The sequence below is a fragment of the Nostoc sp. genome (assembly GCF_041747015.1).
In the GTDB taxonomy this organism is placed as follows: domain Bacteria; phylum Cyanobacteriota; class Cyanobacteriia; order Cyanobacteriales; family Nostocaceae; genus Nostoc.
In genome coordinates this window covers 56285-80240 of the sequence record NZ_JBGTFY010000188.1, presented here as the reverse complement: position 1 = coordinate 80240, position 23956 = coordinate 56285, and the positions used below count along the sequence as shown (strand labels likewise).

The following is a 23956-nucleotide window of genomic DNA, read 5'->3' as shown; positions in this document are numbered from 1 at the left end:
CATAGCTGCCGGAAGTGCTGTAAATCATTGAGATGCACTACAGTTAATTTCTAGTCTTGAGTACAAGAAGCCCTACTTGAACTCTAACTAAAACCTATAGGAAGAATATATTATTAAAAAAGTAATCCCAACCAAGATAAACAAGATTAAAGTAGCAATTAGACCACGACGGAGAGAGATAGCATTAAGAAGTACTAATAGCCATATCAAAGCAATCTCAACTGCACCAGCAATGGGTAGAACAATGTTAATATTTTCCATTCTTCTACCCAAAAAAGAAAGCCAACCAAGCCAAGGCCCTAACCATGCCTGGATAACCTCTATTTCTAGCAAAAAAATTTGTAACCCTACTATTGCTATCAGTAATTTAATGATCACCTTAAATAATTGACTTATCACCTTAAATAATTGACTTATCATTTTTCTGCTCTAGAGGGTGATTGGGGGGTCTTACTGGATCTATTTTGGGTCATGCCGCTACTGTACCCAGGGCGAACGCATATAATTCCTGAAAAATCTTTCTGTATAAGGCTCTTAACGAAAAAATAGGCTAAATAATCAAACGCTCAAATCCTTGCCAACAGTAGCACTAATATTGCTACCAGACTACTTGCTCTGAGAATATTTCGCCTCTACGCTTTTTAACTTTATTGAGGAGATATTGCACACTTTGATTTGCCTCTATTGTTAGTGTAAAATCTTGCTTTTCGTTGTAATCAGTCAAACATCTTTCAGCTAAATAATCACGAATTGCGGCTGATCTAGTGCCTGCCTCTCCAATCAGCCGCCAATCAAAACAGTGAACTCACCTTTGATAATTTTATTCGGTGGTCCTAATGCTTCTAAAACGGTGTCGCCCATTCGAGAAGCAGGCAAGTTGTTAATCAGCACTGTCTGGCTACCATCAATTACAACCCCAGGCCCATGAGGAGGTAAGGGCAAGGGTGTGGCACAACTATGAATATCAGCACCGAGGGCGGCGGCAGTGATTGCACTACCCATACTAGCTGCTGCTGTTGTCTTTGCAGTTTGTTCGGCGGTTAGGGCAGCCGGTGCCCCTGGTGTACCAGCTGCCGCTATGGTAGCAGCCTCAGCCAGTTGAATGGCCGTATCAGAAACTTGTTTTGCAGCTTGCAAACCTGGGACTGCTGCGGCAAGCACACCCCGCCACGCAGGTAAAGACCCAATCAACACATTGGGACTACCTGGGCCTCCTGTTAAGACTGGGGGTAAGGGGTGCGCCACATTGTCAGTAATTCTTGCTGCTGGTTTACCCATGACAACCTCTTAATAGTTACAAATTACGAATTAATTAAGGCGAATCATCGCACCTTTGACTGTAATTATGCCCTTGGCTGTAATGTCTATATTGCCAAGAGCATCTAATGACAGATTACCTTTTGATTCCACTGAAACAGATTTACCCATGTCGTCCATTTTGATTTTATGACCGCCTTTGGTTTCAATCTCTATACACCTCTGACTATCATTGAGATATATTTTGTGACCGTATTCAGTTTCTAGGCGAATACCTTTTTTACTACTTCCTTTATCCTCTTCGACAAACTGGAGAGTATGACCAACACGAGTCTTAATAGTGCGTAATCTTACACCGCTTGTAACTGAATCATCTACCTTTTCTGGTGGTGCATCCTTACCATTCCATACCCCGCCAATAATGTAGGGACGGTGGATATCGCCATGCTCAAAACCTACCAAAACTTCATCGTTTACCTCTGGTAAACAGTCGAAACCTCTGTTTGCTCCTGCTCCCAAAGCTACAACTCTCGCCCAATTACTTTCGTGTTCTTCTGTCATCGTGGGAAACTTGACCTTTACTCTGCCCAATTTATCTGGGTCTTTGTTATTAGTTACAATTCCCACTAATAAAGTCTCAGATGGCTGTAAACGTTTTTCTGTAGATAGAGTTGTGAATAAGCTACCAGAACGTAGTCCTCGCACGCTGAACTCAGTTTCATAAACGCGCTGATTGAAGAAATGGCGGGTTTCTGTAACATAATATTTACCATTATAGCGATCGCTCATCCCCTCAAGTTTAACAACTCGTCCTGGACGAATCTCAGGATTCCCTGCTGCTTTGGCATCTGCATAAACAAATTCTCCTCCCAGTTCATCGCACAAAGCCTGAGCCATAGCCTTTGCTTGATTCTCACTGGCAACAGGTTTATCTACAACAGTCATTTTAGGGGAATTAAGATTAGAAAATGCCTTACTAGTACTACTTCCTAGCTGATTACCTGTCTCAGTTATTTGCTTCTCTGTCTTGACTGTTTGGCTAATCAATCTTTTCTGCGTATAGTCCCAGGCACGTACTTCCACAGAACTCACCTGCTCAGCACTGGTGATGCGGGTACTAAATTTACTAATATCAACTAGCCATTTTAGTGGTAAATCTCCCTGAGCTTTGGGGTTACAAAAATTTAGTTTTTCCTCTGTAATAAATAGTTCAAAACCAATGAGGGCAGCCCTTTCGCGCAAAAACTCCATATTAGTTTGGTTTTCTTGGAAGACATACTTATGAACTTCGCTAGTTGACTGAATATTGCCAAGTTTTATACCTACTTCTTTAACTACTTTCTTGACTATATCGCTATCAGTTTCATTCAAAAAAGAACGATTGTAACGACCTCTATGCAGGCGATGGGAAATATCATAACCGCGAACAATAATATCAGCTTCAGATTTTTCATTGAAGTGAACTTCCATCGCTGTAATTTCACCTTGGATTAGAAAATCTTCTAAATCTTTTTTAAAATTATGATCTTGAGTAGTACTCCCACTAAAACCCAACTTCACTTTTTTACCAATCTTAAATAGCTGCTCATATCGCCAAGGCTTGTTTTCTGAGCGCTCAGAAGTGGAAAGATAGCTATTATGTACTACTAGAGTAAACATTGCTGGTAAATGAAGGCTTTCTTCTATGGTGATTTGCAGCAAATCTTTCATCAATTCTGAAGAATCGTTCAGTCCTTCTATCTGGATTTTAGGTTCACTTAAATAGAGACTTTGTTTAGGCATAATTATTATTTTATAAGCATGAGATATTCAGAGTCACCTTTAATGATCACGGATTAGAAAATAAGTATTTATAATTTTGGCTACTTTGGTTTATCGGTTTTCCCCAATTTTTTATTTGCCTGACGATCTTTGCCTTTAGAAGCTGATTCTTTTCCTCCAGGAAGGTTATTCTTATCTACTTCTTGTAATGATATATCTACCAGTGCCCTAACTGGTGTACCATCTGTAAGAAACATATTTAAAGTGTAAGTTAAGCTCGTAATTACACAATAAAAATATTCTGTTCCCCATGTAAATACATAAACAGGTGGACGCTTGTCAGCAGAACCTTTGATAGTCTCTACTCCTTGCTTAATAACCTCTATATACTTCATTACTGATTCTTTAGTTTCATAAGTATCAAATAGCAACTGCTTAAGTGTGAATTTGTAAGGATCAACGCCAGAAAAGTTAACTTTAGGGAGAAGTTCGGTACTTCTGTTTCCGTTCTTACTTTCCCACTTAACAGTTCTAGCAAAACTAATATCTGTAGGATTAAACATCAATTCAATATCTTTCGTCGCTCCACTTTTATAAGCCACAAGTTTAGCTTTCTCAAGTTGCGGTTGACGCTTTTGGATAACAATAATTGCTGGAGTTGCCATTTGAGTATTTCTCCGAAAATTAATTATTAAATAGAAGTTTACCAAGGTAATCGACCTGAGAAACCGCCATGACGTTCTCGCTCAATTTCTATGCGTTGTCGTAATCTGTAATAAATTTCACGAGCTAAAGCTTCAAGATCGGCTGTATCATCTTTATCATCTCCTTCAGAAGACGAGGATGCGCTCTCTATCGTCTCAGTTACGGGTTCAATTTCTCTCGATATGTCGGGTGGAGTGACTTCTCCACCATCAGCAAAGCCTCTAAATGAAGGAAGGTGTTTAGCAAAAACTTGTGGCGATTCTGAAACATGAGGAAATTCGGAATTTTGCCTGTTAGATTCCACACTATCAAAGTTAAAGCTAGTGAATTCATCATTATTTACATTTAGTAATTCTTCTACACTTGACCACTCAGAAGGTGTGTTTGACCATTGGGAAGGTGTGTTACTGGTGGGATTTACTTTTCGGAAAATCATGGGAGGCGATGAGTATTGAGGTGAGGGTTCACCCACATCAGTCGTTTCGTTTTGAAGAGGATTAAGCTGTGGAGAATTGAGGACTGAAAGCTGATGTTTTCCAATATTCAACCCCAAGGAAGAAGGAATTAAAGAATTGGATGGCTCAGGTGAATGAGTCTCAACGCCTTTTAGCTGTAATGGAGTGTCTGGAAAAGAATCGACTTTAGTCGGAGTCTCTGAAGAAGTTTTTTCTTCCGGTTCTACGGGATTGGGTGGCTGTAAACTTGGAAGAATAATATCGTGCGGTGTACCACCAGTGTTGATGTGATGTAATAAAGGTAAATTCTTTTGTGCATCCCTGGTATTAATTACAAACTCCCCAGGAGTAAGCATTGCAGGTATGGTATCCGAGTGTGCTATCTGCTGACGATTTTCAACGTGGGAGTCTGTCACATGACCACCAGTAGCATAACCTTTAGGTGCTGGCAAATTTTTAATAGTCGTATTTTGCTCAACTTCAGGTGTTATGTTTACCTGATCTTGTGGAGAGGTTAGGTTATCTGAGGTGTCAACAAAGGTTGATATTTCAGGATTTGTTACCGCAGTGAGAAATTCTGATTTTACTGTTTGTTCATCGTCAATAATTTTCCTGAAAATACTCGATGTTTCTCCAACAATTTCAGGTGATGTGGCACTAACTACTGGTGCTTCCCCAATCTCAGATGATGTGGCGGGAATTGTTACGTAGCCATCGAGCGGATTGTTGTTAGCGATCGCATTTTCCCCAATTTCAGGTGATGTGGCGGGAATTGTTGCGTAGCCATCGAGAGGATTGTCGTTAGCGATCGCACTTTCCCCAATCTCAGGTGATGTGGCGGGAATTGTTGTGTAGACGCCGAGTGGATTGTTGTTAGCGATCGCATTTTCCCCAATCTCAGGTGATACTAAGGTAGCCTGACTTTCTGTAAACTCGTTGATGCTGCTCTCAATATTGCTGTTATGTTGCAGTGAAGTCACATTTGCTGAGACATCTGAGACATTGATTGTTATAGCAGACTGCGACTCTGAAGTTACTAACTGTTCATTGCTATCAGAGTCGCTGAATAAACTAGATGTGTCTTCAATATGATCTGAGGTAGGTGTTAATTGAACAGGCGCACTGGCTGGAAACTCACTCGAAACACTGGAATCAATTTCTTGTTGTATTGCAATAGGATTTTTTGCAACTGAAGGCTCAGAATTAGATGCAGCAATATGGGTTAGAGGCTCATAGCTATGCGCTCCTACGGTATTATCATCATTTTTTAAAGGATGCAGTAAAGTAGGTGCGTCATCAACATCAGGTAAGGTAAGTGCTGACGGTAAAGTTAGAAAATTATCAACAACAGCATTATCTGTGACAAAATTATTTATGGTGCTTTCTAATATTAAGTCTGGTTCAATGGTTGTAATTGCCTCAAAATTACTATTAGTATTTGGTAACTCTTCGTCCTGTGATGGAGAGTTTAAGGGTGATGAAACCTCTTTTGCTTGGATTAAATTTATTTGAGGAGTGGTGCTTTGATTATCAAATATAGAAGGAGCTTGATATGTTTCAATATTTTGTTTGGATAGCGTTGGACTGACTGGGATATCTAAGATATTAAATGATTCTGATGCTTCCGGGATTACTTGCTGTTCATTATTGGTAAACTTACTAGACGAGGTAAATATTTCCTCCACATTATTAGGCAAGGGAAATTCTATAAGCAAATTTTCGGCTAATTCACTTCTATTATTATCTAATTCAATTTTTTCTTGTGATGGCAAAATGCTCTCTGTGACAGACAAATCTGCACTAGGCGAACTAGATGCTACCCCAGAGTTTATTTGCAGATTATCGTTATTAATATTTCTGAACAAAGTGGATTTATCTTCAACAATAGGCAAAGCAGATGCCGTTATAATACTAACAAAATTATGATCATTTGTAGTAGTGTCTGAAGCAATATCCAGTTGTAAAGTGGGTGTTTCCGAATTAGCCTCAACAGATAGAGGCTGATCTGATGCTAATAAGCTATTTTCACTATTATTAATAGTAATACTGTTTTGATCAACATTTTTAGTCGCAGATGATTTGATATCCTTTTTAGTTCTTGATTTTGATTTTGTTTCTGGTGGCTGTTGAGATTTATTTGTTTTTTTGGATTTAGACTTACCTTTACTTTTTGGACTCAGTTCTTGCGAGGTATCATTATTCGTATTGTTATGAATACGAGTTGGCAGTATTTCTGTAACACCGTCTTTTACGGATTCATTACTATTTTCTAGTGGAGCTATTGAATCAAAATAATCAAACTCCATTAATGGGAACTCACTATTTATAGCCTGATTATCCCAACCTATTAATGGTTCTATCGACGGCTCATATTCACGAGATAACAAAAATTTAGATGATGTGACTAATGGTGGTTTTGTTTGTATTGTACTGATAAAATTATTTCGCAAATGCAGAGAATGAGACTCTTTTCTCAAGATCATTTTATGAGGATTAGATAAAGATGATCTTACCCCAAGGGGATTAACATTATTTCTTAATAAAGGTTGAATGATTTGCATAGTTATAGTTGAAAAATAGCCAATTAATGCGAATCAAAATATCCTGTTTTTTGACTTCGTTCTACAGAAATGCCTCCTCCTGTAGCTCTTGCAACTTTTAAGCCTTCATAAGCCAAAGTTAATTCTTCAATGGCAACTGCCTTTCCATCGGCTTGTAGTGCAGGTGTTTTCCAAGTTATCGGAATAGCACCAATCAAAGTCCAACTCATCATCGTTTCACCACCTTGATTAAAAATCAGAATATTGACATTACGTCGATATTTATTCTTCTTCTCCTGTTCATCAAAAACTGCATTCATCCAGTTCCAAAAACCTGGATGATCGGTAAATCCACGTTTAAGAGTTATGTCTGCAAATTCTGTATGACCTAAATAAATTCTTTGCTGATCGTTGACACCACCTTCCTGAAAAATATTTTTCTTAATTTGAACACTTAATCCTGTACATTCAGCGAAAGATGCAGCAATAGAACTGTCTATCTCTACGTAAAAACGATTAGTAGTGACATAATTTAATTCGTGTGTAACTTTGCCATTATTAGTGCCTGTAGCCATCACAATCACCTTTGGGAATTATAATTACCTAGCCTTTCTCGCTGCGATCGCAAATCTTCTAGCAAAAGTTTATATACGTGTTCTGTGAGTTGATTTACCAGTAATGAGTCATTGAGGTATTTACTTGCCGCTTTAGCCGCTTTGCTGGCATCAGAAACCCCGGCGTATCCAGCAGTACCGCCAACATCTCCATCGAACGTGAAAAAAGTTTGTTGCTGATTTGAGTCCATAAATAAAAAATCTCTCCTAAAATCAAGGCTAAAGCTACTGCATCAGAATCAAAAGTAGCCAAAAGTCGAACTTAGTTTTTGCCCAAATTTAGACTTTTGAGCAATACTAAAGAGTGAGTTTGCCGAAAATTTAGACTTTGGGTGAATTGTATTAAAAGTGCGATCGCTGTATTCTATATGTACTAGCGAAATATTCATCCACCTACTGCTTGAGCATCAGGAGAAAAAATGAGAGAACGCATAGGCCAGCCTAAAAAAGCTACCACTGCTTCCTTCTCAATGCCTACACTCAAAGAACCGACACGCGGCTTTGGTTTGGAGTCGAATGGCGCTTCATCTCAAGCAACGAGTGAGATGCGATGCCTACGGCGGCAAGCTACGCGAAACTTACCTTTAGGACACGACATTAGTCGAATATCACTGCGCTCACAAACCAAACTTACAGTTAACCGGCCACGAGATGTTTACGAGCAGGAAGCTGATAAAGTCGCCGCGCAAGTAATGCAGACGATAAGCGAACCTGTAAATAAACAATCTGTGCAACGAGAAGAATTGCCAGAGCAGGAGGAAGAAGAATTACAAATGAAATCCTTGGCGGATTCTAATATTTCATTGCAACGAGAAGAATTGCCAGAGGAAGAGGAAGAATTACAAATGAAGCCCCTTACTGCTTCGCCTCAAGCAGTTACCGGGGTGCAACCCTCAAACAAACCTCTCACCCACGACATTAGTCGAATGTCGCTGCGTCTACAAACAAGACTCACAGTTAACCAGCCAGGAGACATTTACGAGCAGGAAGCTGATAGAGTAGCAGGGCAAGTAATGCAGAGGATGAGCCAGCCGGGAAATCGCCAGTCTATCCAACGAGAAGCATTGCCAGAGTCAGAAGAATTACAAATGAAATCCCTGGCAAATTCCATTACTCCTGTAGTGCAGCGTCAAGGTGGTGGAGTGGCAGCCACCTCCAACCTGGAAACCTCAATCCAACAGGCACGCGGCACCGGACAGCCACTAGCAGACGATATCCGCCAACCAATGGAACAATCCTTTGGAACTGACTTTAGTGGTGTTAAAATCCATACCGATAACCGCTCTGACCAGCTAAACCAATCCGTCCAGGCGCGGGCTTTCACAACAGGACAGGATATCTTCTTCCGTCAAGGAGAATATGCTCCAGAAAGTCATGGAGGGAAAGAATTACTTGCCCATGAGTTGACTCACGTTGTGCAACAAAATGGCGGTGCTGTGCAGCGGAAAATACTTTCTAACCCAGAGACAAAGGAAAATAAAATACAGGCAAAAGCTTTAGATTCTAGACAATCACTAGCAACCGAACTCAGGGAAAACCCGCAAAAAAAAACTGAGCAGGATAACCAGGGACAGTCACAACAGATAGATTCGCAGGCTAAAACTGAGGCAGGAGAGTTCAAGGGTCAGGTTACAACAAAAAAAGGTGCGATCGCCGATACGCCTCCAGGTGATGGAAATGGTGCCTCAGCAGGAAATCCCCCAGCAGCGCAGAACAAGGACAATCCACAGAAACAAACTGAGCAAGATAAGCAAGGGCAGCTAGAACAAGCAGATCCCAAAGCTAAAATTGACACAGAAGGGCAGGTTCAGGCTGTAGCAGGCAAAGGCGAGGTTGCAGGATTATCTGGAACAGCAGGTGTGCAAGTCAAGCAAGAGCCTGTGAGTAATACTCAGACAGAACAAGTTGTTTATGATGCGAATGGTAAAAAGCAGCCAACTACTGAAGTCAAAGCTGATGCGACACCAAAGCTCGCATTGTTAACGCCAGATATAGCAGGTGTAGCAACCCAAGCCTTTGCTCCTACAACTAATGGAGTGCAGCCAGATACCCAAACTCCCCAGGGTACTACAGACAAAGAAGGCTCTGATGAATTTGCTCAATTCCTCCAGCAAGCAGATGCACAACGAGAGGGACTGCTTCAGTCGGCTGAACAAAAGAAACAGCAAATTCGGGCTACTACTGAGGCACAAAAGCAGAACGCTCAACAGTCTATATCAACAGAAGAGAAACGCCTCGAAGAAATTTGTAACCAAGCAATTGAGCGCATCGAGCAATCAACAGCACGTACACGCACCCAAATTCTGTCAGATAGGGATGCAAAGGTAGAAGCTACACGAACTGGTGCACAGAATGAGTTGAATAATCTTAAGCAGACAGTTCTGGAAAAACAAAACGCCCTAAGAAAAATGGGCGACAATAAAGCTACAGCAATTACCAGTGTAGGACAAGAGCAAAGTCAACGCGCCATCAAGGTTAGCAACCAAAAGGCTTCTCAAGCTCAAACCTTTACTAATAATAAAGCGCAGCAGTATGCAAGCTCAGAACATGGCAGTGATATTGCCAGTGGCGCTCAACAAATGGCTGCTAAAGCTGCTCCCGGTATGCAAAAAGCCGGAGACGATATGGCTCAAGCCGCTTCCAAGGGTGCGAATGAACTAGCAAGCAGTTTCCAAAATGGCGCAAGCCAGCTTGCCCAAAAATTCAATCAGGCATTGGAAGAAGGACAGATAAAGATTTTGCAGGTACAAGACCAAACAATTTCAGTGCTGAATCAGATGGCTCAGGAGTCAGTGTCTCAGCTGGAAGCATCCAATAATGAGGCGATAACGAAGCTCCAGGCTGGTAAACAAAATGCTGTGCAGCAGCTACGTACCAGCGCTCAAGGAGCTATATCAAACATTGATAAATCAGCAGAAAATTGTTGTAGTGAAGTGGATCAGGCGACAACCCAAGCAACAGGTAAATTGAGTAACTTTACAGATGAAGTAAGTACCAACCTGAGTGCAAATCAAGGCGAGGCGGGTTTACAAACCGTGCAAGCGGCCCAAACTCAACTCAGCCAATTCCGCAAAGAGTGGGATGCAGGACTTAACCGCTTTGGTATTGATGCAACACAAATACTACAAGATCAAGCAAAGGAGATCCACGACCAGATAAGTAAACAGGTTGAGCAAGCTGCTGATCCTGTTCAAAAAGCAGCGACTGATTTCGAGACAAAGGCAACTGATGCTTACAGTCAAGTGAGCCAGAAAATGGGAGAAACAGTCTCGAAAGCTACCGAGACTATGCACCAAGTCACAGGGGAGGCACAGAAAGAGCTTCAGAAACAAATCAGCGAGAGTGAGAGCAAGTTCAATACTGGACTAGATCAAGGTAAGGTGCAATTAACTGGCATGGTCGATCAGGGTCTTGCCAAGCATGATGAAGCGCTATCCCAGTTGTCTACAAACGTCTCCAGTATGGCGGTACAAGCCGCTTCTTCATCAATTCTTGGCACAATTGGGAATTTCCTGAAAGGAGTTTGGGATGGCTTTTGGGATGCGATTGGGGATATCTTCAAAGGTATTGGCAGTTTACTTTCAAAATACTGGGAGAACCTGAAAAAAGGTGACTTTTGGACTTGGGTGATTACGATTGTTGTCGTTATTGTTGTCGCTGTAGTGATCATCCTAGCGATAGTGTTTCCCCCATTTGGTGCTGCTCTACTTGGAGTTCTAGCTGTTGTTGGCAAAATACTGCTTTATGGTGGAATAATTATTGGTGCGATCGCAGCTTTGTATTACGTATACAAGGCTATCTTTACACCTAACCTTAGTGCCTACGAGCGTGGCAAGTATGCTGGTAGGGCATTATTTGAAATTCTCTTACTCTGGCTTTCCTGGAAGGGTATTGCGAAAGGAGCTTCTACGGCTGGAAAAGCGGCAACGGCTGCACGTCTAGCAGAACTCGTACCAGATGCTAAGTTACTGGCAAGGCTTGAGGTAATTGTCCAAGATCAAACCAAGCTGATAGAACTCCTAGAAACATGGAAGGATGCAGAAAAACTTGCTGAAATTTTGGAAAAAGCTGGCGATGTCGGAAAGGCTGAGGCACTTCTGAAGCAGTTTGGTAATATCGAGGAACTTTGGCAAATTTTACAAAAACCAGGTGTAACGGCGGTTGATCTCGAAGACTTGCTGAAGATTCCTGGCATGAACGTAGCTGAACTTAAGGATCTGCTAAAGCTACCCGGCATGACCGTAACGGATCTCAAAGATTTGTTAAAGGTTTCCGGCATGACCATAACGGATCTCCAAGATTTCTTGACCAACCCTGCCATGACTGTAGGCAAGCTCAAGGACTTACTGAAATTACCTGGTATGACAGCGCCGGAACTCAAGAACTTCTTGACAATGCCTGGTATGACTGTAGAGCAACTTGAAAAGCTCGTGGCTCTCACAGACAATGCACCTCAACTTAAGCGTCTCCTGCAACTGCTATCCAAAGCAGCCGATCTTGAACTCTATATGCTGATGGCAGGAGGCAAAGGTCAAGCGGCTCGACTGACAACTCTCTTAGAGAAAGCAGCAGCATTGGGAGATGTCAAGCGAGTTGAGTCTCTCCTGAATTTAGCTGGTGGAAATACTGCTGAATTTGAGCGGCTTGCAAATACGGTATCGAATTTTAATCCACCGACTGGTGGTGGCACGCTTTCCAATCTACACGGCTACAGTGGTGCAGAGATGGCACACTTTGAAGGGCGGCATACGTTTAACTTTGACTTTGTTGGAGAAAGAATTAAGCTGAAAAATACCTTGTGGCCTCAGGGAACCGATGTAGCTCAAATGTTAGAAGAAGCTCTAACCCTATTAGATAAACAGACTCCTCCCTTCAGACTAGCTCCCAACACAAGCCACCAAGTAACGCTTTCAAATAATACGATAGTTCAACTGACAATCGATAGCAACAATAAGTTGGTGCAGTTCTTTCCCGTTCAGGGGACTGGTGTTGCCATAGACTTTACTAAAGCAGAAATGCAGGCATTCAACAAGTTGCTTGCCTGGGGGAATCCCAATCTGCCTTAGCTATTCGATAAAATTTTGTTGAACTAGAGGAGAAAAACGATGGTTAATGAATCGGTTCAGGTGACTTTTCGTTTGTATATCGGGAGTGACATTGAATTGGATGAGGAGGAAATTCAGTCTTGTCTCGATCATCATCGAGCGGCAATACGAACTAGGGATTTATACGAGGGAGCAATTATTATTAATTCTCCTAATAATCCTATGGTAGTGATAGAAGATATGGTAACAGCTTTAGTTCATAACTTCTGCTTTGATGCTATTTCAGACTTAATCGCTCAAAAAAATGTGACGATTAGTTACTGTGATCATTATGGATATCTAAGACTAGATCCGGAATCTTTTTATATTCGCATCTCTGGAGACGACATTCCAACAATTAGATTAGAACGCAGAGATTTATTGCCTGCTTTGTACGATTGTGGTCAAAGATTCATCCAATTTCTTAAAGATTTAAAAGGGGATGACAAGGATGAAAAACTAGAAAATCTAATACACTTTTTGGAAGAGCTAGGGAAAAAAGCTCATCAAGCATTAATGAACATGAAACTACTGCCAGAGGAGCAAATTAACTAGTACTTTCGATTGCCCATAAGTGAGCATTGCTGACACGAAATACAATGTGATCGCTTTGGATTTTTCCTGTTTTCGACTCCTCTATTGCATCCAATAAACGACGCGCATTAGCAGGCGATCGCAAAAAATCAACTATAATTACTACTGAGTTAACTAAATACGACAAAGATAGGACAACTCTTAACTTGAAAATCAGTGTATCTATCTTTGAATGAATCCTAATAACCCTGACGATCGCAATCAAATTGAAAAAGCAGATCCTATGACCAATATCAATCAACTAAGTCTGCCATAATAATTCCAGTACGTCTTAAAAGAGCGTCATCGAACAGCGCGTTGTAGACATCGCCAAGAGAATATCATGCTGGAAAATTTATCGTATAATATTACACTCTACAACCAAGACATTATCATCAGATTCAATAGGAATATTGTTGATCAAGAAAGCCTGACTAAATTTTTAGAATATCTTGAGTTAGAGATAATTAGAAAGCGCAGTCATTTAACAGAAGAAAAAGCCACCATTGTAGCTGATGAAATAGATCGCGATGTGTGGTTAAAAATCAAGCATAAATTTGTAGGATAGTCGGTAGTGTATACACAACAGCCGATTGTGGTTAATACTAATATTTTGTTCTCAGTATTACAAAACGTTTATACATTATAAGTTCTGTTACCAACACAAATAATTTAGAGGGTGAAGGAATTGAGTAACCTAGATAGAGTTTTAGATGCGGCGATGGAGCTTCCTTTAGAGCAGCAAGAAATGCTAGTACAAATTCTCAAAAACCGAATTATTGAAAGTCGGCGAGATGAAATTGCGTCAGATGCAGCAGCTTCCATTGCTGAATTCCAAGCAGGTAGGCTCAAAGTCCAGACGGCTGCTGAAGTAATTCAAGAACTACGAGAATATCTCAATAACCCAAGTGCAGCCGATGTATAGGTTGGTTATCACCAGCAAATTTAAAAGAGCTTTCCGAAAATTTGCTCGTCGTAATGCTGACTTACAAATCAGAATAGAAGAAACTATTGCTGCTATGGAGAATGATATATTTGCAGCTAACTTAGGCACTCACAAGCTAGAGGGAAAGTTATCAGGGCGACTCTCATGCTCTTGTAGATATGATTGTCGTATTGTTTTCTCACTGGAAACCGATGACGAGAGTGGACAACAAGTTGTTCTTTTGCTAGATATTGGTACTCATGACGATGTTTATTAGTCAATATAAGTGCTGAACTATCTACATTTATTAATTATTGAATATATTAGCGATCGCCTCTCTTCCAGATCCCAAAATTAAAGGGTAGTTGATCGATCAACTACCCCATGAAATTTGATAAATTTTCGCAAACCTAGTGCATTAAAAAAATCTTTTTGCTACATAATATATACAGTGAAATTAACTAGGTTATCCTGACCAAATCGCAGTACATCACCGTTAAGCAGACGATATTGCATACCAGGAGTTAGAGGATTGTTGTTTAAATAAATACCATTGGTACTCATATCAACAATCATGTATGCATTTTGCGACCAGTCCCAATCGACTCGCGCATGACGACGAGAAACTATTCCCTCACTGGGAATGCCAGTCAAGTCAATTTCTGGCGGCGCTATTCCTGAACTCTGACTGCGGCGACCAATATAGCCTCCTTCCCCAACAAGGTTAAATTCTCTCCCCGTGGTATGAACCAGCTTTAAGACTGGCGCTCTTTGAGGCGGGGAAGTATAAACAGGGGGTGTTGGTGGATGAGAAACCCGTGGCTGATACTGAGTTGAATAATCAACTGGGGCTTGGGGGGCTTGGTAGTTAGGTTGGGTTTGGTAGTTAGGTTGGTCTGTTGCTGGCGGCTGATACTGAATAGGTGGCTGTTGACTGGGTGGTGGTTGACTAGGCGGTTGTGGTGTAGGGGAAACTACATTACCCACAGGAGTCGAACACCAAGGACAAACCTTAGCATTGTTAGGCAGGGCGCGGTTAAAATATTCGCAGCTGGGATTAGGGCACCGATTTGCAGGCATAGGAATTTATCTCATCAGGCATAGGTTGTAAAGCTACAAGACCTACTTTACTAAGTAAATACTGACCCTGACGAGTAGTTAGCATCTCAGCAAATGTAGAACCACCCCGGAGGCGGCTGCTGTCTTTAGGGTACACTACAAAAATAGGGTATCCCAAGGGATAGCTTTGGAAAGTTGTAACATCAACATAATAATCATCATGCTGACACAAGTCATCTGAGGGATTAATTGAGCGGCGTGAGCGCCGTTGAAACAGCGGTTGACTAGCTGACTTTTTGCCATCCACTATCGCTAGGGGATAGCCAGTACACTGTTTCCAAGTTTTACTGATAATGCCAAAACTAATAATACCAGTGGTTCGCCCCTCTAGAGTTTCGCTGCGTATCTGGTTTTGGGTCTTTGTCGTATCAAGTTTAGTAACTTTCGCTGCAAATAAAGCTTCGTCCTGAGGGACGTTTTTGAGAACTATTTCTTGAAATTTACTGATTGCTTCCGGTTCGGTTGGGGCAAAAGCTTTCACTGGCAGATTTGGAAGTTTGGGATTAATTTGCTGCCAATTAGTAATTTTACCTGTGTAAATTTGACGCAATTGCTCAAGAGTTATTTGTCCTCCAAGAGCATTAGCAAGATTTGAGTCTCTCTTATTAAATGCTACAAAAACAAGTAAACCATCAGAAGCAACTTGTTTTTTATCAAGTTTATCTGTGATCTGATCTACCAAACTAGTAATTGCAAAATCTTTTTTGCTTGTTTGGACTTCTTGTATACTTTTAATCGGATTATTTTCATTTGATGACAAAACAGATTCATAGTTAAATGTTGCTGTTGCATCTGGCTTTGGTTTAGTCAATAAATTTACTAAACGGCTCTTATCCACTGGTTGTGTTAAAGCATAACTCCATGTACTGTCTTTTTCTCCGGTGTAAGTAAATTGTCCTGAAGGAACGTTGGGAACTTCTGAAAAATTCCGCACAAGTCTAGACCATTGTATATATTGATTACGACAATCTGCTTTTTTAGGCAAAAGCCAATACAAAATTCCTCCGCTAAGTAGTAATAAAGCCAGAATTCCTAGTAAAATTAATGGCATTGGGAAACGCTTTTTGATTACTTGAGAAGCTGGCGATCGCAATTTTACCGAACTATCGCCATGATCTTCTTTGGGAAGTTGCAGTAGTGCTTGACGAGCCGCTTCTGCACTTTCAAAAGGAGTTTCCAGCCTAATTAAACGATAAATAAATTGTTTTAAGTGGCTATCGGTATCTGGCCATTGTTGATTATCTCTAGGATCTAGAGGCTGGTTAGAAGATAAATTAGTTGTGCGTCCTATCCATAAATAAAAGGCTACTAATCCTAATGATTCTAAATCTTGCTCAGGTCTGGCGGGCGCGGGTTGAGCAATAATGGGTGGAATAAATAAGTTTTCCCAGATAGCTAAATCACAAAAATATATAGAAAACTTTTGATTATTTTCTACCTTAATTAAAGTACTATCTAAACTGATGTTGCCGTGAGTGATCCCTAGTTGGATTTGATTTGAAGGAAAACGCAGCTTTTGGGTGTGGAGAAACTGGAGAGTTTGTAAACCTTGATTTAGTACCTCACGCACATCAGCAGATGTCATTGCTCCCTTTTCTATGAGATACTTACCTAAAGTTTGGGATGGTTCTATTCCTTTGATAATTAAATAGCAGCGTTCTCCTTTATCATCTGCGATCGCTTCTCTAGTTTCCAATAAACGGAAGTTTTGAATTCTACTATCGGCTAAACTTACCCCACCCACTCGTTTAAAAGTGTCTTTCCGCTTTACAGTCTCGCTTTCATTAAAACAACGATTGGGTAGCAGGTATTCTTTGATGATTACAGGCTGTTTATCCTTGAGTTGGATACCTGAGTATAAACGACCTAAACCCCGGACACCGACAAAACTAGCTATCTGATAAGTTCCCTGATTTCCTTTAATCTGTGCCTCCTGCGGTAAAGTTGCTGGAAAACCACATTCCAAGCAGAACTTAGCGCCCTTAATTTGTTGCGCCGTTTGGAAAGGGCGATCGCAATTTAAGGGAGAATTATACGAGCAGGGGTATTCTTGATAAAAAGATTCAAATGAAGGCATATACAAAGAGTTTCGTGAATTGCGCCGATTACTTCTGTCGCGCTCAAGCGTGAACTAATCCTAACTTGAGGGCAGCCACAATAGCTTGAGTCCGGCTAGTAACCTTCAATTTTTCAAAAATACTTGTGAGATGCGCTTTAACAGTAGCAACTGTCACATATAAACCTTTAGCGATTTCTTCATTAGAAGCACCTTTAGTTAACCAGTATAAAACTTCTTGCTCTCTTTCTGTTAAATGCACCTCATGACAGGCTTTCGCACAAGAGTCTGAATAAGCCTGAAAAAACCGGAAAAATCGACTAGCAACTTCTGAAGGTAGATAAATTTCCGACTTTGTAACAGTGTCAATAGCTTCACATAATTGTGTTGCCAAACGATTTTTAAACACATAACCTGCGGCTCCCGCTTGCATTGCCCTAAAAATCCAGTCATCTTCTTGATGAGCCGACAATACTAAAACTTTGCCAGTATAAGCAGTTTCTTTGAGACGTGCCAGAACTGTAATTCCATCACATCCTTTTAATTGCATATCCAGCAAAATTAAATCTGGACACTTCTGGGCTGTAAATTTTAAAACTTGCTCTACAGAATCAGCATCACCCACAACTTCTACAGGTAATGCAGAATTAATACTATAAAAGTTGAGGAGAGTACGTAATCCTTGGCGGAAGCGTTCTTCATCATCTACCAGCAAAACTGAAAGTTTATTATTATCATTAATCATCTTCTTAATTACGAATTATGAATTACTTATCTACTCCTTGGTCGAGGCAAAATTACAGAAAATTGCGCTCCACTTTCTGATAAAACTTGCGCCCAAATACTTCCTTGATGATCCAGAATAATTTTTTTAGCAATAGTTAAACCTAGCCCTGTACCTCCTTTACGCCGGGAATAAAACGGGGTAAATACTTTTTGTAAATCCTCTTGAGAGAGTCCTGAACCTTGGTCTGAGATTTTAATTAAGACTTCATCTTGAAAAATTTGCCAACTACAGGTAATCGTTCCTAAATTAGGACTGAAATAAACAGCATTACTAAGGATATTATCAAATACCTGTTTTATTTGTAATCTGTCTACCTTCAGAATTGTCGATGTATCAGGAATTAATATTTTAAGTTGCTTTTGATTAATTAAAGGTTGTAAACTTTTTACACTTTCAACTACTAAATTCCTTAAATCTTGAAGGGTTACTCTTAATTTTGCTCCTTGACCACAATCAATAAGCTCATTTAAATTAGTATCTAAATCTTGTATGCTTTCGCCAATAATTTTTGCTTGCTCTTGCCAAGGATTATCCTCTAACCCTAAGCATAAATTATGTGCATATAATCCGATAAGTCCTAGAGAGTTACGCAATTGATGTCCGACTCGATGCAAGATATCTTCCAGAAGTTGAATTTCAGTTTTTTGTCTTCCATAGTCCAAATAAATATCTACATACTTACTCAGGAGCATAGCAGAGCGTTTTACGTATAACTGCAAACTTGATGATAGAGGTTCATGAGTAATAATTTGAATGTATTCAGGTTTTTGATTTCTATAGGCTATAGGACAAATGTAAGAAATAGATGAAAAATCTTTAAGTCTAAATTTATGTAAAGTTAAAGCAGGCGGAAAATCTGTAAGCCATGCTTCTGACCTTAAATAAGCTAAAGTTTTTTTGGAAAAAGTAGCTTGGTCTTGACCATAATTTATAACTTCCTGATGAGTTTTCAGTAAACAATCATGATAGACAATCCGAGCGAAAAAAATTGGATATCGGCTAGTTAACTGCTCAGACTCTAACTGACAAAAGCTTTGGATGTCTGAGGAACTCAAACAATTAGAGCCATTTTCTAGTTTTTGGACAGAAAAGCCTAATGTCATTTGCCTTTTGCAACCAAATGTTTTTATTCTTCTGCTGATCAGTATAAAATTAGGCAGTCTCAGCAATGTTTATTTTTTTGTTAAGTTATCTTGTTAGATAATTAATACAAAGAATTATTAAGTTGGTTTGATAGACTACTAATACGGGCAAAATGCCCACCCCACAAGAAAAAATGTAGTGCATTCAATTAAGAACTGCTCCATATTGAATCTACAAATTGAAGTTACTGTTTTTCGGATTTTTTAAGAGATATTTTTGCAGAACTGAAATGCTCCCTTTAAATAAGACGCTTGAGCAGAGAGCAGGAGCGGAGGGACAGGAGAGAGTACTTTTAGCATGAGTCCACGAGCTTTTGTGAAAACTTTCTAATGATACTGCAATGCTTGAGAGCGTTCACCAAGACTGAAAAGTTACAAAAGAGCAATTAGCTGCTCCCTATCCAATCAAACGAACTGGTAAACCGCAGGAAGTAGCAGCAGTTGTGCTGTGGCTTGCATCTCCTGAAGCTTCTTATGTTTCAGGAATGCAATTTAATAATGTTGGGTTACCCTTCGGGAAGCAAGCTACGTTCTTCAACCCAACTTACGCCTTGCGTAAAACACTGAAATGAGAAATCAAACTAGGGTTTGAATAAGTAAAAGCTTATTTTGCTTACAAAAAACACCGAAATGAGAAAGCAAACTGGGGTTTGAATAAGTAAAAGCTTATTTTACTTGCGGAAAACACCAAAATGAAAAAGTAAACTGGGGTTTGAATAAGTAAAAGCTCATTTTGATAAAGTAATTAGGTATTTTGATAAAGTAATCAGTAAATATACGCGATTATTGCAAAATTTTGGTTGCACAAATAATTTAATAACTTTCGGTAATATAAACCTCGAACTACTTCTGTGTCCCATACCCAAAAAATATCGACAAAAGTCTAATTAACTTTAGAAGGCTCATACAGATACTCTAGATGCATCTGGATTAGCTACCAGCACAACACCTTCATGCTTATCTTCGTTCTTCAAACTTTAGCCGAAATTTTAGCTGGAGGAACCTCACTTACCAGTACAGAGCAAATTGACTTTAGCCATCCTGGTAATCGAAGGGAAGAGGGAGCAGGCCCGACTCTCAATTTATACATTTATGATATACGTGAGAGTAAGCAGGTACAACATTCTGGCAGGCAAGTTGAACGCAAGCTGACACGCTCTCTACAACCTGCTACTGTAAATTGGGCACCTGCTTGGTTTGATGTTTCATTGCTATTAACAGCGTGGGATAGAACAGCTTTAGGTGAACATCACTTTATCAGTGAGGCATTGACCGTTCTGTTACGCCATCGCACCTTGGAAGAGGAGTTTTTGGTTCCTGAATTACGTAGCTATGGTAATTTGAACATGACAGTCGCCCTAGAGCCACCAATTGAGGTTGGTTCGTTGTGGAGCGCTCTGAATGTGCCATTGCGTTCAGCCTTATATTTGACAATTACAATCCCCTTTGAGCCACAACCGACTTCGGTACCTTTGGTTTGGGAGCGAATTTTCAATTTACGAAATCAATTGTCTCGTGATAGTGACAGTTTAGTTTTAACCAGGCGAGTTGCGATCGCGGGTATAGTCAAAAGTGCAGTAACAAATCTGCCGTTGTTAGCCACAGAAGTGACTCTCAGAGGAACTGAAAAATCCATATTAACTACCAAAGAAGGGCTGTTCTTCTTTGAAGACCTTCATTTGGGTAATTATGTTTTGATTCTGAATCATCCTGGCTATTTACCCCAGAACGTTAATGCCTTGGTAGATAACCAAAGTCATACTTTCAAAGAAATATTTCTAACTCCTGAATAATTTAGATTTTTACTGACTTGGAGAGACTTTCATGGCAAGACTTGATTATTTTGCTCCCGGTGTCTATATCGAAGAAATTGACCGGGGTAGCCGGCCGATTGAAGGTGTTAGCACCGCAGTTGCGGGATTTGTCGGCTTTACTGAAGATGTTCGTGGTGGGGCTGAGTTATATAAGCCTGTGTTAGTGACCAATTGGACGCAATATCTCAATTGCTTTGCCCGTCTCAACTCTGATGGGTTCACCGACTTCAACGCCTATTTACCCTTTTCAGTCTATGGCTACTTTCTGAATGGTGGCGGTCGTTGCTGGGTAACAAGCATCGGTACTCAGTTACCAGGCGCACCTAAACCTGCGAATCCAGAACCGGCTTCCTTACGAATCAACTCTAGAGGCAATCGTCCCGCCCTCCGCCTGACTTTGCGCCCTGAGCAAGCAGCAGGCGGATTAGTAAATATTGTCATTATTGATGGTTCGCCCCGCGCTCTACCCGAAGGTACTGAAGGCGAAGCTCCGCCAAATACAGGGGAATACTTCACAATTCAGATTCGTCGGGGAGATGAGCTTCTAGAGCAATACGATAACTTGACCATGAACCGCGAACCTGGCGCTCAAGCAGCAGTTTATGCGGTGGCGGCATTGAGAAATTCGATGTATCTCACTGTAGAAGACGTTACTCAAAGCGGACAGCCTTTAGCTCGCCGTCCGGTTAACGGTCAATATGAATTAGCGCCGCCGATTGTTGCTACCACACCCGATAGATTTTCACAAAATTTAGAAGGGGTTCGAGACGATCGCACCGGGGTACGCGGTATGTTTGAAATTGATGAAATCACAATGCTAGCCTGTCCTGATGTCATGCGGGCTTATCAAGAGCAGGTGCTTAATTTAGATCAAGTCCACGGCATCATCGAGCTGATGATTAGTATGTGTGAGGGTTCTGCTAGTGGCGATATTCCCAATCCACCCAACCGCATGGTTGTACTGGATGCGCCACCGGATGCTGTCAAACCTCAACAAGTGGTGGAGTGGTTGAACAGATTTAACCGTCGTTCGATGTTTGCGGCCCTTTATTATCCCTGGATTAAAGTTCCTAATCCACGCGATCGCGGTAATCCCATTCTAGTACCTCCTTGTGGTCATGTGATGGGTGTTTGGGCGCGTACCGACGAAACCAGAGGAGTTTATAAAGCGCCTGCAAATGAAGTTCCTAGAGGCGTAATTGGTTTAGGCTACGACACAAACTTCCGCGAACAAGAACTATTAAATCCACTGGGGATAAATTGTATTCGCAGTTTTCCCAACCGAGGCATCCGCATTTGGGGCGCACGCACACTAGTTGAGCCAGATAAAACAGAGTGGCGTTACATCAGTGTGCGTCGGCTAATTAGCTATATCGAAAAATCACTAGAACTGGGGACTCAGTGGGTAGTTTTTGAACCGAACGACCAAGATTTATGGGCGCGTGTCACCCGCACCGTCAGTAATTTCTTAGAGCGCATCTGGCGTGAAGGTGCTTTGTTTGGGGCATCCCCAGCACAAGCATTCTATGTCAAGTGCGACGAAGAATTGAACCCACCAGAAACCAGAATTTTAGGTCGTTTATACATCGAAGTCGGTGTTTGTCCCGTCCGACCGGCTGAATTCGTTGTTTTCCGCATCAGCCAATGGAATGGTATTGAAGATAGCGAGTAACACTAAGTTCGGGCATTGGGCAATAATCAATAGTTCTTCTTCCCCTACTTCCCTATCCCAGTCCTTATTCCCCAAATTAATCACACACAAACAAAGGAGTCTAAAAGTATGGCAGGCGAATATTTAACCTCTTGTAAATTCTACTTTGAGGCTGATGGAATTACGGATAAATTCATCAAAGAAATTAGTGGATTAGGCGTTGAGAATACCCCAGCGCAAGAAGTCCACGGCTCATCTAAAGGCGCTAAAATAATGCGCCAAGCTACACCAACTGTTGTTAAATTTACCAACATCACAGTAAAAGTAATCGCCACTGATGATATAGACCTTTATACTTGGTATCAAAAGTGTAACGAAGACATGGGTGATCCTCGTCAGTGGGCACAGAATCGTAAGACTGGTTCGGTGGTTGCTTATAACCAACAAAACATTGAAACAGCACGGTGGAACATTGTCAATTGTTATCCATGTAAATACACTGGCCCTACCTTAACTGCTTCTGGTGGTGATATGGCAAATGAAACAGTTGAGTTGGTTCACGAAGGAATTAAACGGATCAAATAATTAGCATTTGTAGTAATCAACAGTGGTACAATCCGCAAGCACAATTCCAGAAGTTCTTACAGCCCATCGGTTCTATTTGGAACTGACACTAGAAGGTCAAAACGATGCCAATTGTTTCTTTTTGGAGTGTCAAGGTTTCAAAAGAACACAAGAGGTAATTGAAATTTCTGAAGTCACTTCTCAAACCTGGGGTATAAAAGGGCAGTCAAAAGGTCAGGTGGTGAGAACTAAGCTTCCTAGCAATGCCAAGAGTGGTAATCTCATTCTGCGTAGAGGTACTACCAAATCGATGGATTTTTGGAAGTGGTTTGAAAAAGTCCAACAGGGTAATTGGTCTGAGCAACGTAGACTTGTTGCTTTGTCTATTTATAATCAAGCAAGTCAAGAAGTAGCTAGATTTGAATTAGCTGGTGCTTGGCCTGCAAGTTATAAAATTTCTGATGTTAATGCCCGCAGCCATGATATTGAAATTGAGGAGGTGGAGGTTGCTTTTGAGGAATTTAAACGTGTGAAATAATCAGGAGAAATATGTTTCCAACAGAGTTTGAATTTATACTGCCAAAGGGCTATCTAGACTCTGAAGGCAATCTCCACCGCAAGGGTGTAATGCGGTTGTCAACAGCAATAGACGAGATTGCACCCTTGCGTGACCCACGCGTTAAAGCTAATCCGGTTTATGCCACAATTATTATCTTGGCGCGAGTGATTACCCATTTAGGTGCTTTATCTGAAATAAATCCGGCAATAGTGGAAAACTTTTTTTCCCAAGATTTAAATTATCTCCAAGATTTTTACCGTCGAATCAATGGATTGGAAGGCGAAACTTCCATAAAAGAAGAGACAGTAAATTCTCCCGAAGCACTGCTTCATAATTGAACTGGGCATGGG

The 23956-nt window shown here is 40.8% G+C and carries 22 protein-coding genes and 1 pseudogene; 11 read left to right on the top strand and 12 right to left on the bottom strand.

From position 1 onward, the window contains the following. Nucleotides 1-87: 87 nt before the first annotated feature. From ACEW80_RS16075 to ACEW80_RS16045, 7 genes are all read right to left on the bottom strand, one after another. Nucleotides 88-420: a hypothetical protein gene (locus tag ACEW80_RS16075; RefSeq protein WP_373527552.1), complete on the bottom strand. Its 333-nt coding sequence runs from the start codon at nt 418-420 to the stop codon at nt 88-90. Nucleotides 421-780: 360 nt separating this feature from the next. After that, on the bottom strand, nt 781-1278 hold the full coding sequence (locus tag ACEW80_RS16070) for a PAAR domain-containing protein (protein ID WP_373527551.1): 498 nt from the start codon (nt 1276-1278) through the stop codon (nt 781-783). Between the two features lie 30 nt (nt 1279-1308). Further along, the gene (locus ACEW80_RS16065; protein ID WP_373527550.1) at nt 1309-3039 is read right to left on the bottom strand and encodes a VgrG-related protein; all 1731 of its coding nucleotides are present in this window, start codon (nt 3037-3039) and stop codon (nt 1309-1311) included. Between the two features lie 80 nt (nt 3040-3119). After that, entirely contained in the window at nt 3120-3683 is a 564-nt protein-coding gene (locus ACEW80_RS16060; RefSeq protein WP_373527549.1) for a hypothetical protein, read from the bottom strand. Between the two features lie 38 nt (nt 3684-3721). Continuing rightward, nucleotides 3722-6739 (bottom strand): hypothetical protein, encoded by a 3018-nt coding sequence (locus ACEW80_RS16055; protein WP_373527548.1) that lies wholly within the window; start codon nt 6737-6739, stop codon nt 3722-3724. A 23-nt stretch (nt 6740-6762) separates the two neighbouring features. Next, entirely contained in the window at nt 6763-7293 is a 531-nt protein-coding gene (locus tag ACEW80_RS16050; RefSeq protein WP_373527547.1) for a phage tail protein, read from the bottom strand. 5 nt (nt 7294-7298) lie between these two features. Further along, entirely contained in the window at nt 7299-7523 is a 225-nt protein-coding gene (locus tag ACEW80_RS16045) for a hypothetical protein (protein ID WP_373527546.1), read from the bottom strand. A gap of 228 nt (nt 7524-7751) precedes the next feature. Between ACEW80_RS16045 and ACEW80_RS16040 the strand changes: the two genes are divergently transcribed. Then, entirely contained in the window at nt 7752-12398 is a 4647-nt protein-coding gene (locus tag ACEW80_RS16040) for a DUF4157 domain-containing protein (RefSeq protein ID WP_373527545.1), read from the top strand. A gap of 39 nt (nt 12399-12437) precedes the next feature. Next, on the top strand, nt 12438-12971 hold the full coding sequence (locus ACEW80_RS16035; protein WP_373527544.1) for a hypothetical protein: 534 nt from the start codon (nt 12438-12440) through the stop codon (nt 12969-12971). On the opposite strand, the gene ACEW80_RS16030 is transcribed toward ACEW80_RS16035, so the two are convergent. Beyond that, nucleotides 12964-13137: a hypothetical protein gene (locus ACEW80_RS16030; RefSeq protein ID WP_373527543.1), complete on the bottom strand. Its 174-nt coding sequence runs from the start codon at nt 13135-13137 to the stop codon at nt 12964-12966. The two genes, ACEW80_RS16035 and ACEW80_RS16030, sit on opposite strands and share 8 nt — an antisense overlap. Before the next feature lie 195 nt (nt 13138-13332). Between ACEW80_RS16030 and ACEW80_RS16025 the strand changes: the two genes are divergently transcribed. The 3 genes from ACEW80_RS16025 to ACEW80_RS16015 all read left to right on the top strand — a co-directional run bounded on the left by ACEW80_RS16025 (nt 13333) and on the right by ACEW80_RS16015 (nt 14191). Further along, nucleotides 13333-13557, top strand: coding sequence for a hypothetical protein (locus ACEW80_RS16025; protein ID WP_373527542.1), 225 nt, complete (start codon nt 13333-13335; stop codon nt 13555-13557). A gap of 111 nt (nt 13558-13668) precedes the next feature. After that, nucleotides 13669-13914 carry a hypothetical protein gene (locus ACEW80_RS16020; protein ID WP_373527541.1) on the top strand — a complete coding sequence of 82 codons (246 nt, stop codon included), beginning with the start codon at nt 13669-13671 and terminating at the stop codon, nt 13912-13914. Continuing rightward, a complete protein-coding gene (locus ACEW80_RS16015) occupies nt 13907-14191 on the top strand; it encodes a type II toxin-antitoxin system YafQ family toxin (RefSeq protein ID WP_373527540.1) in 285 nt (94 codons plus the stop codon). The genes ACEW80_RS16020 and ACEW80_RS16015 overlap by 8 nt, the downstream gene beginning before the upstream one ends. A 158-nt stretch (nt 14192-14349) precedes the next feature. Here the strand turns inward: ACEW80_RS16015 and ACEW80_RS16010 are convergent, their stop codons facing one another. From ACEW80_RS16010 to ACEW80_RS15995, 4 genes are read right to left on the bottom strand one after another with little or no spacing between them, the layout of a single operon-like run. After that, nucleotides 14350-14994, bottom strand: coding sequence for an FHA domain-containing protein (locus ACEW80_RS16010; RefSeq protein ID WP_373527539.1), 645 nt, complete (start codon nt 14992-14994; stop codon nt 14350-14352). After that, entirely contained in the window at nt 14972-17110 is a 2139-nt protein-coding gene (locus tag ACEW80_RS16005; RefSeq protein ID WP_373527538.1) for a substrate-binding domain-containing protein, read from the bottom strand. The genes ACEW80_RS16010 and ACEW80_RS16005 overlap by 23 nt, the downstream gene beginning before the upstream one ends. 43 nt (nt 17111-17153) lie before the next feature. Beyond that, a complete protein-coding gene (locus ACEW80_RS16000; RefSeq protein ID WP_373527537.1) occupies nt 17154-17834 on the bottom strand; it encodes a response regulator in 681 nt (226 codons plus the stop codon). 26 nt (nt 17835-17860) lie between these two features. Next, nucleotides 17861-18979: a sensor histidine kinase gene (locus tag ACEW80_RS15995; protein ID WP_373527536.1), complete on the bottom strand. Its 1119-nt coding sequence runs from the start codon at nt 18977-18979 to the stop codon at nt 17861-17863. 428 nt (nt 18980-19407) lie between these two features. On the opposite strand from ACEW80_RS15995, the pseudogene ACEW80_RS15990 reads away from it, so the two are divergent. The 6 genes and pseudogenes from ACEW80_RS15990 to ACEW80_RS15965 all read left to right on the top strand — a co-directional run. Next, a pseudogene (locus ACEW80_RS15990) lies at nt 19408-19590 on the top strand (SDR family oxidoreductase); the annotation flags it as partial. 381 nt (nt 19591-19971) lie between these two features. Next, complete coding sequence (locus ACEW80_RS15985) at nt 19972-20811, top strand: Pvc16 family protein (protein ID WP_373527535.1); 840 nt, start codon at nt 19972-19974, stop codon at nt 20809-20811. A 31-nt stretch (nt 20812-20842) separates the two neighbouring features. Beyond that, nucleotides 20843-22504, top strand: coding sequence for a phage tail sheath family protein (locus ACEW80_RS15980; protein ID WP_373527534.1), 1662 nt, complete (start codon nt 20843-20845; stop codon nt 22502-22504). Between the two features lie 108 nt (nt 22505-22612). Further along, on the top strand, nt 22613-23068 hold the full coding sequence (locus tag ACEW80_RS15975; RefSeq protein ID WP_373527533.1) for a phage tail protein: 456 nt from the start codon (nt 22613-22615) through the stop codon (nt 23066-23068). A gap of 22 nt (nt 23069-23090) precedes the next feature. After that, on the top strand, nt 23091-23585 hold the full coding sequence (locus ACEW80_RS15970) for a phage tail protein (protein ID WP_373527532.1): 495 nt from the start codon (nt 23091-23093) through the stop codon (nt 23583-23585). Between the two features lie 11 nt (nt 23586-23596). Beyond that, on the top strand, nt 23597-23944 hold the full coding sequence (locus ACEW80_RS15965; RefSeq protein WP_373527531.1) for a hypothetical protein: 348 nt from the start codon (nt 23597-23599) through the stop codon (nt 23942-23944). The last annotated feature ends 12 nt before the right edge of the window (nt 23945-23956 follow it).

What these genes read in the sequence shown, in the direction of transcription:
- ACEW80_RS16075 (WP_373527552.1), bottom strand. Translation starts at nt 420, where the DNA reads ATGATAAGTCAATTATTTAAGGTGATAAGTCAATTATTTAAGGTGATC.
- ACEW80_RS16070 (WP_373527551.1), bottom strand. Translation starts at nt 1,278, where the DNA reads ATGGGTAAACCAGCAGCAAGAATTACTGACAATGTGGCGCACCCCTTA.
- ACEW80_RS16065 (WP_373527550.1), bottom strand. Translation starts at nt 3,039, where the DNA reads ATGCCTAAACAAAGTCTCTATTTAAGTGAACCTAAAATCCAGATAGAA.
- ACEW80_RS16060 (WP_373527549.1), bottom strand. Translation starts at nt 3,683, where the DNA reads ATGGCAACTCCAGCAATTATTGTTATCCAAAAGCGTCAACCGCAACTT.
- ACEW80_RS16055 (WP_373527548.1), bottom strand. Translation starts at nt 6,739, where the DNA reads ATGCAAATCATTCAACCTTTATTAAGAAATAATGTTAATCCCCTTGGG.
- ACEW80_RS16050 (WP_373527547.1), bottom strand. Translation starts at nt 7,293, where the DNA reads ATGGCTACAGGCACTAATAATGGCAAAGTTACACACGAATTAAATTAT.
- ACEW80_RS16045 (WP_373527546.1), bottom strand. Translation starts at nt 7,523, where the DNA reads ATGGACTCAAATCAGCAACAAACTTTTTTCACGTTCGATGGAGATGTT.
- ACEW80_RS16040 (WP_373527545.1), top strand. Translation starts at nt 7,752, where the DNA reads ATGAGAGAACGCATAGGCCAGCCTAAAAAAGCTACCACTGCTTCCTTC.
- ACEW80_RS16035 (WP_373527544.1), top strand. Translation starts at nt 12,438, where the DNA reads ATGGTTAATGAATCGGTTCAGGTGACTTTTCGTTTGTATATCGGGAGT.
- ACEW80_RS16025 (WP_373527542.1), top strand. Translation starts at nt 13,333, where the DNA reads ATGCTGGAAAATTTATCGTATAATATTACACTCTACAACCAAGACATT.
- ACEW80_RS16015 (WP_373527540.1), top strand. Translation starts at nt 13,907, where the DNA reads ATGTATAGGTTGGTTATCACCAGCAAATTTAAAAGAGCTTTCCGAAAA.
- ACEW80_RS16010 (WP_373527539.1), bottom strand. Translation starts at nt 14,994, where the DNA reads ATGCCTGCAAATCGGTGCCCTAATCCCAGCTGCGAATATTTTAACCGC.
- ACEW80_RS16005 (WP_373527538.1), bottom strand. Translation starts at nt 17,110, where the DNA reads ATGCCTTCATTTGAATCTTTTTATCAAGAATACCCCTGCTCGTATAAT.
- ACEW80_RS16000 (WP_373527537.1), bottom strand. Translation starts at nt 17,834, where the DNA reads ATGATTAATGATAATAATAAACTTTCAGTTTTGCTGGTAGATGATGAA.
- ACEW80_RS15995 (WP_373527536.1), bottom strand. Translation starts at nt 18,979, where the DNA reads ATGACATTAGGCTTTTCTGTCCAAAAACTAGAAAATGGCTCTAATTGT.
- ACEW80_RS15985 (WP_373527535.1), top strand. Translation starts at nt 19,972, where the DNA reads ATGCTTATCTTCGTTCTTCAAACTTTAGCCGAAATTTTAGCTGGAGGA.
- ACEW80_RS15980 (WP_373527534.1), top strand. Translation starts at nt 20,843, where the DNA reads ATGGCAAGACTTGATTATTTTGCTCCCGGTGTCTATATCGAAGAAATT.
- ACEW80_RS15975 (WP_373527533.1), top strand. Translation starts at nt 22,613, where the DNA reads ATGGCAGGCGAATATTTAACCTCTTGTAAATTCTACTTTGAGGCTGAT.
- ACEW80_RS15965 (WP_373527531.1), top strand. Translation starts at nt 23,597, where the DNA reads ATGTTTCCAACAGAGTTTGAATTTATACTGCCAAAGGGCTATCTAGAC.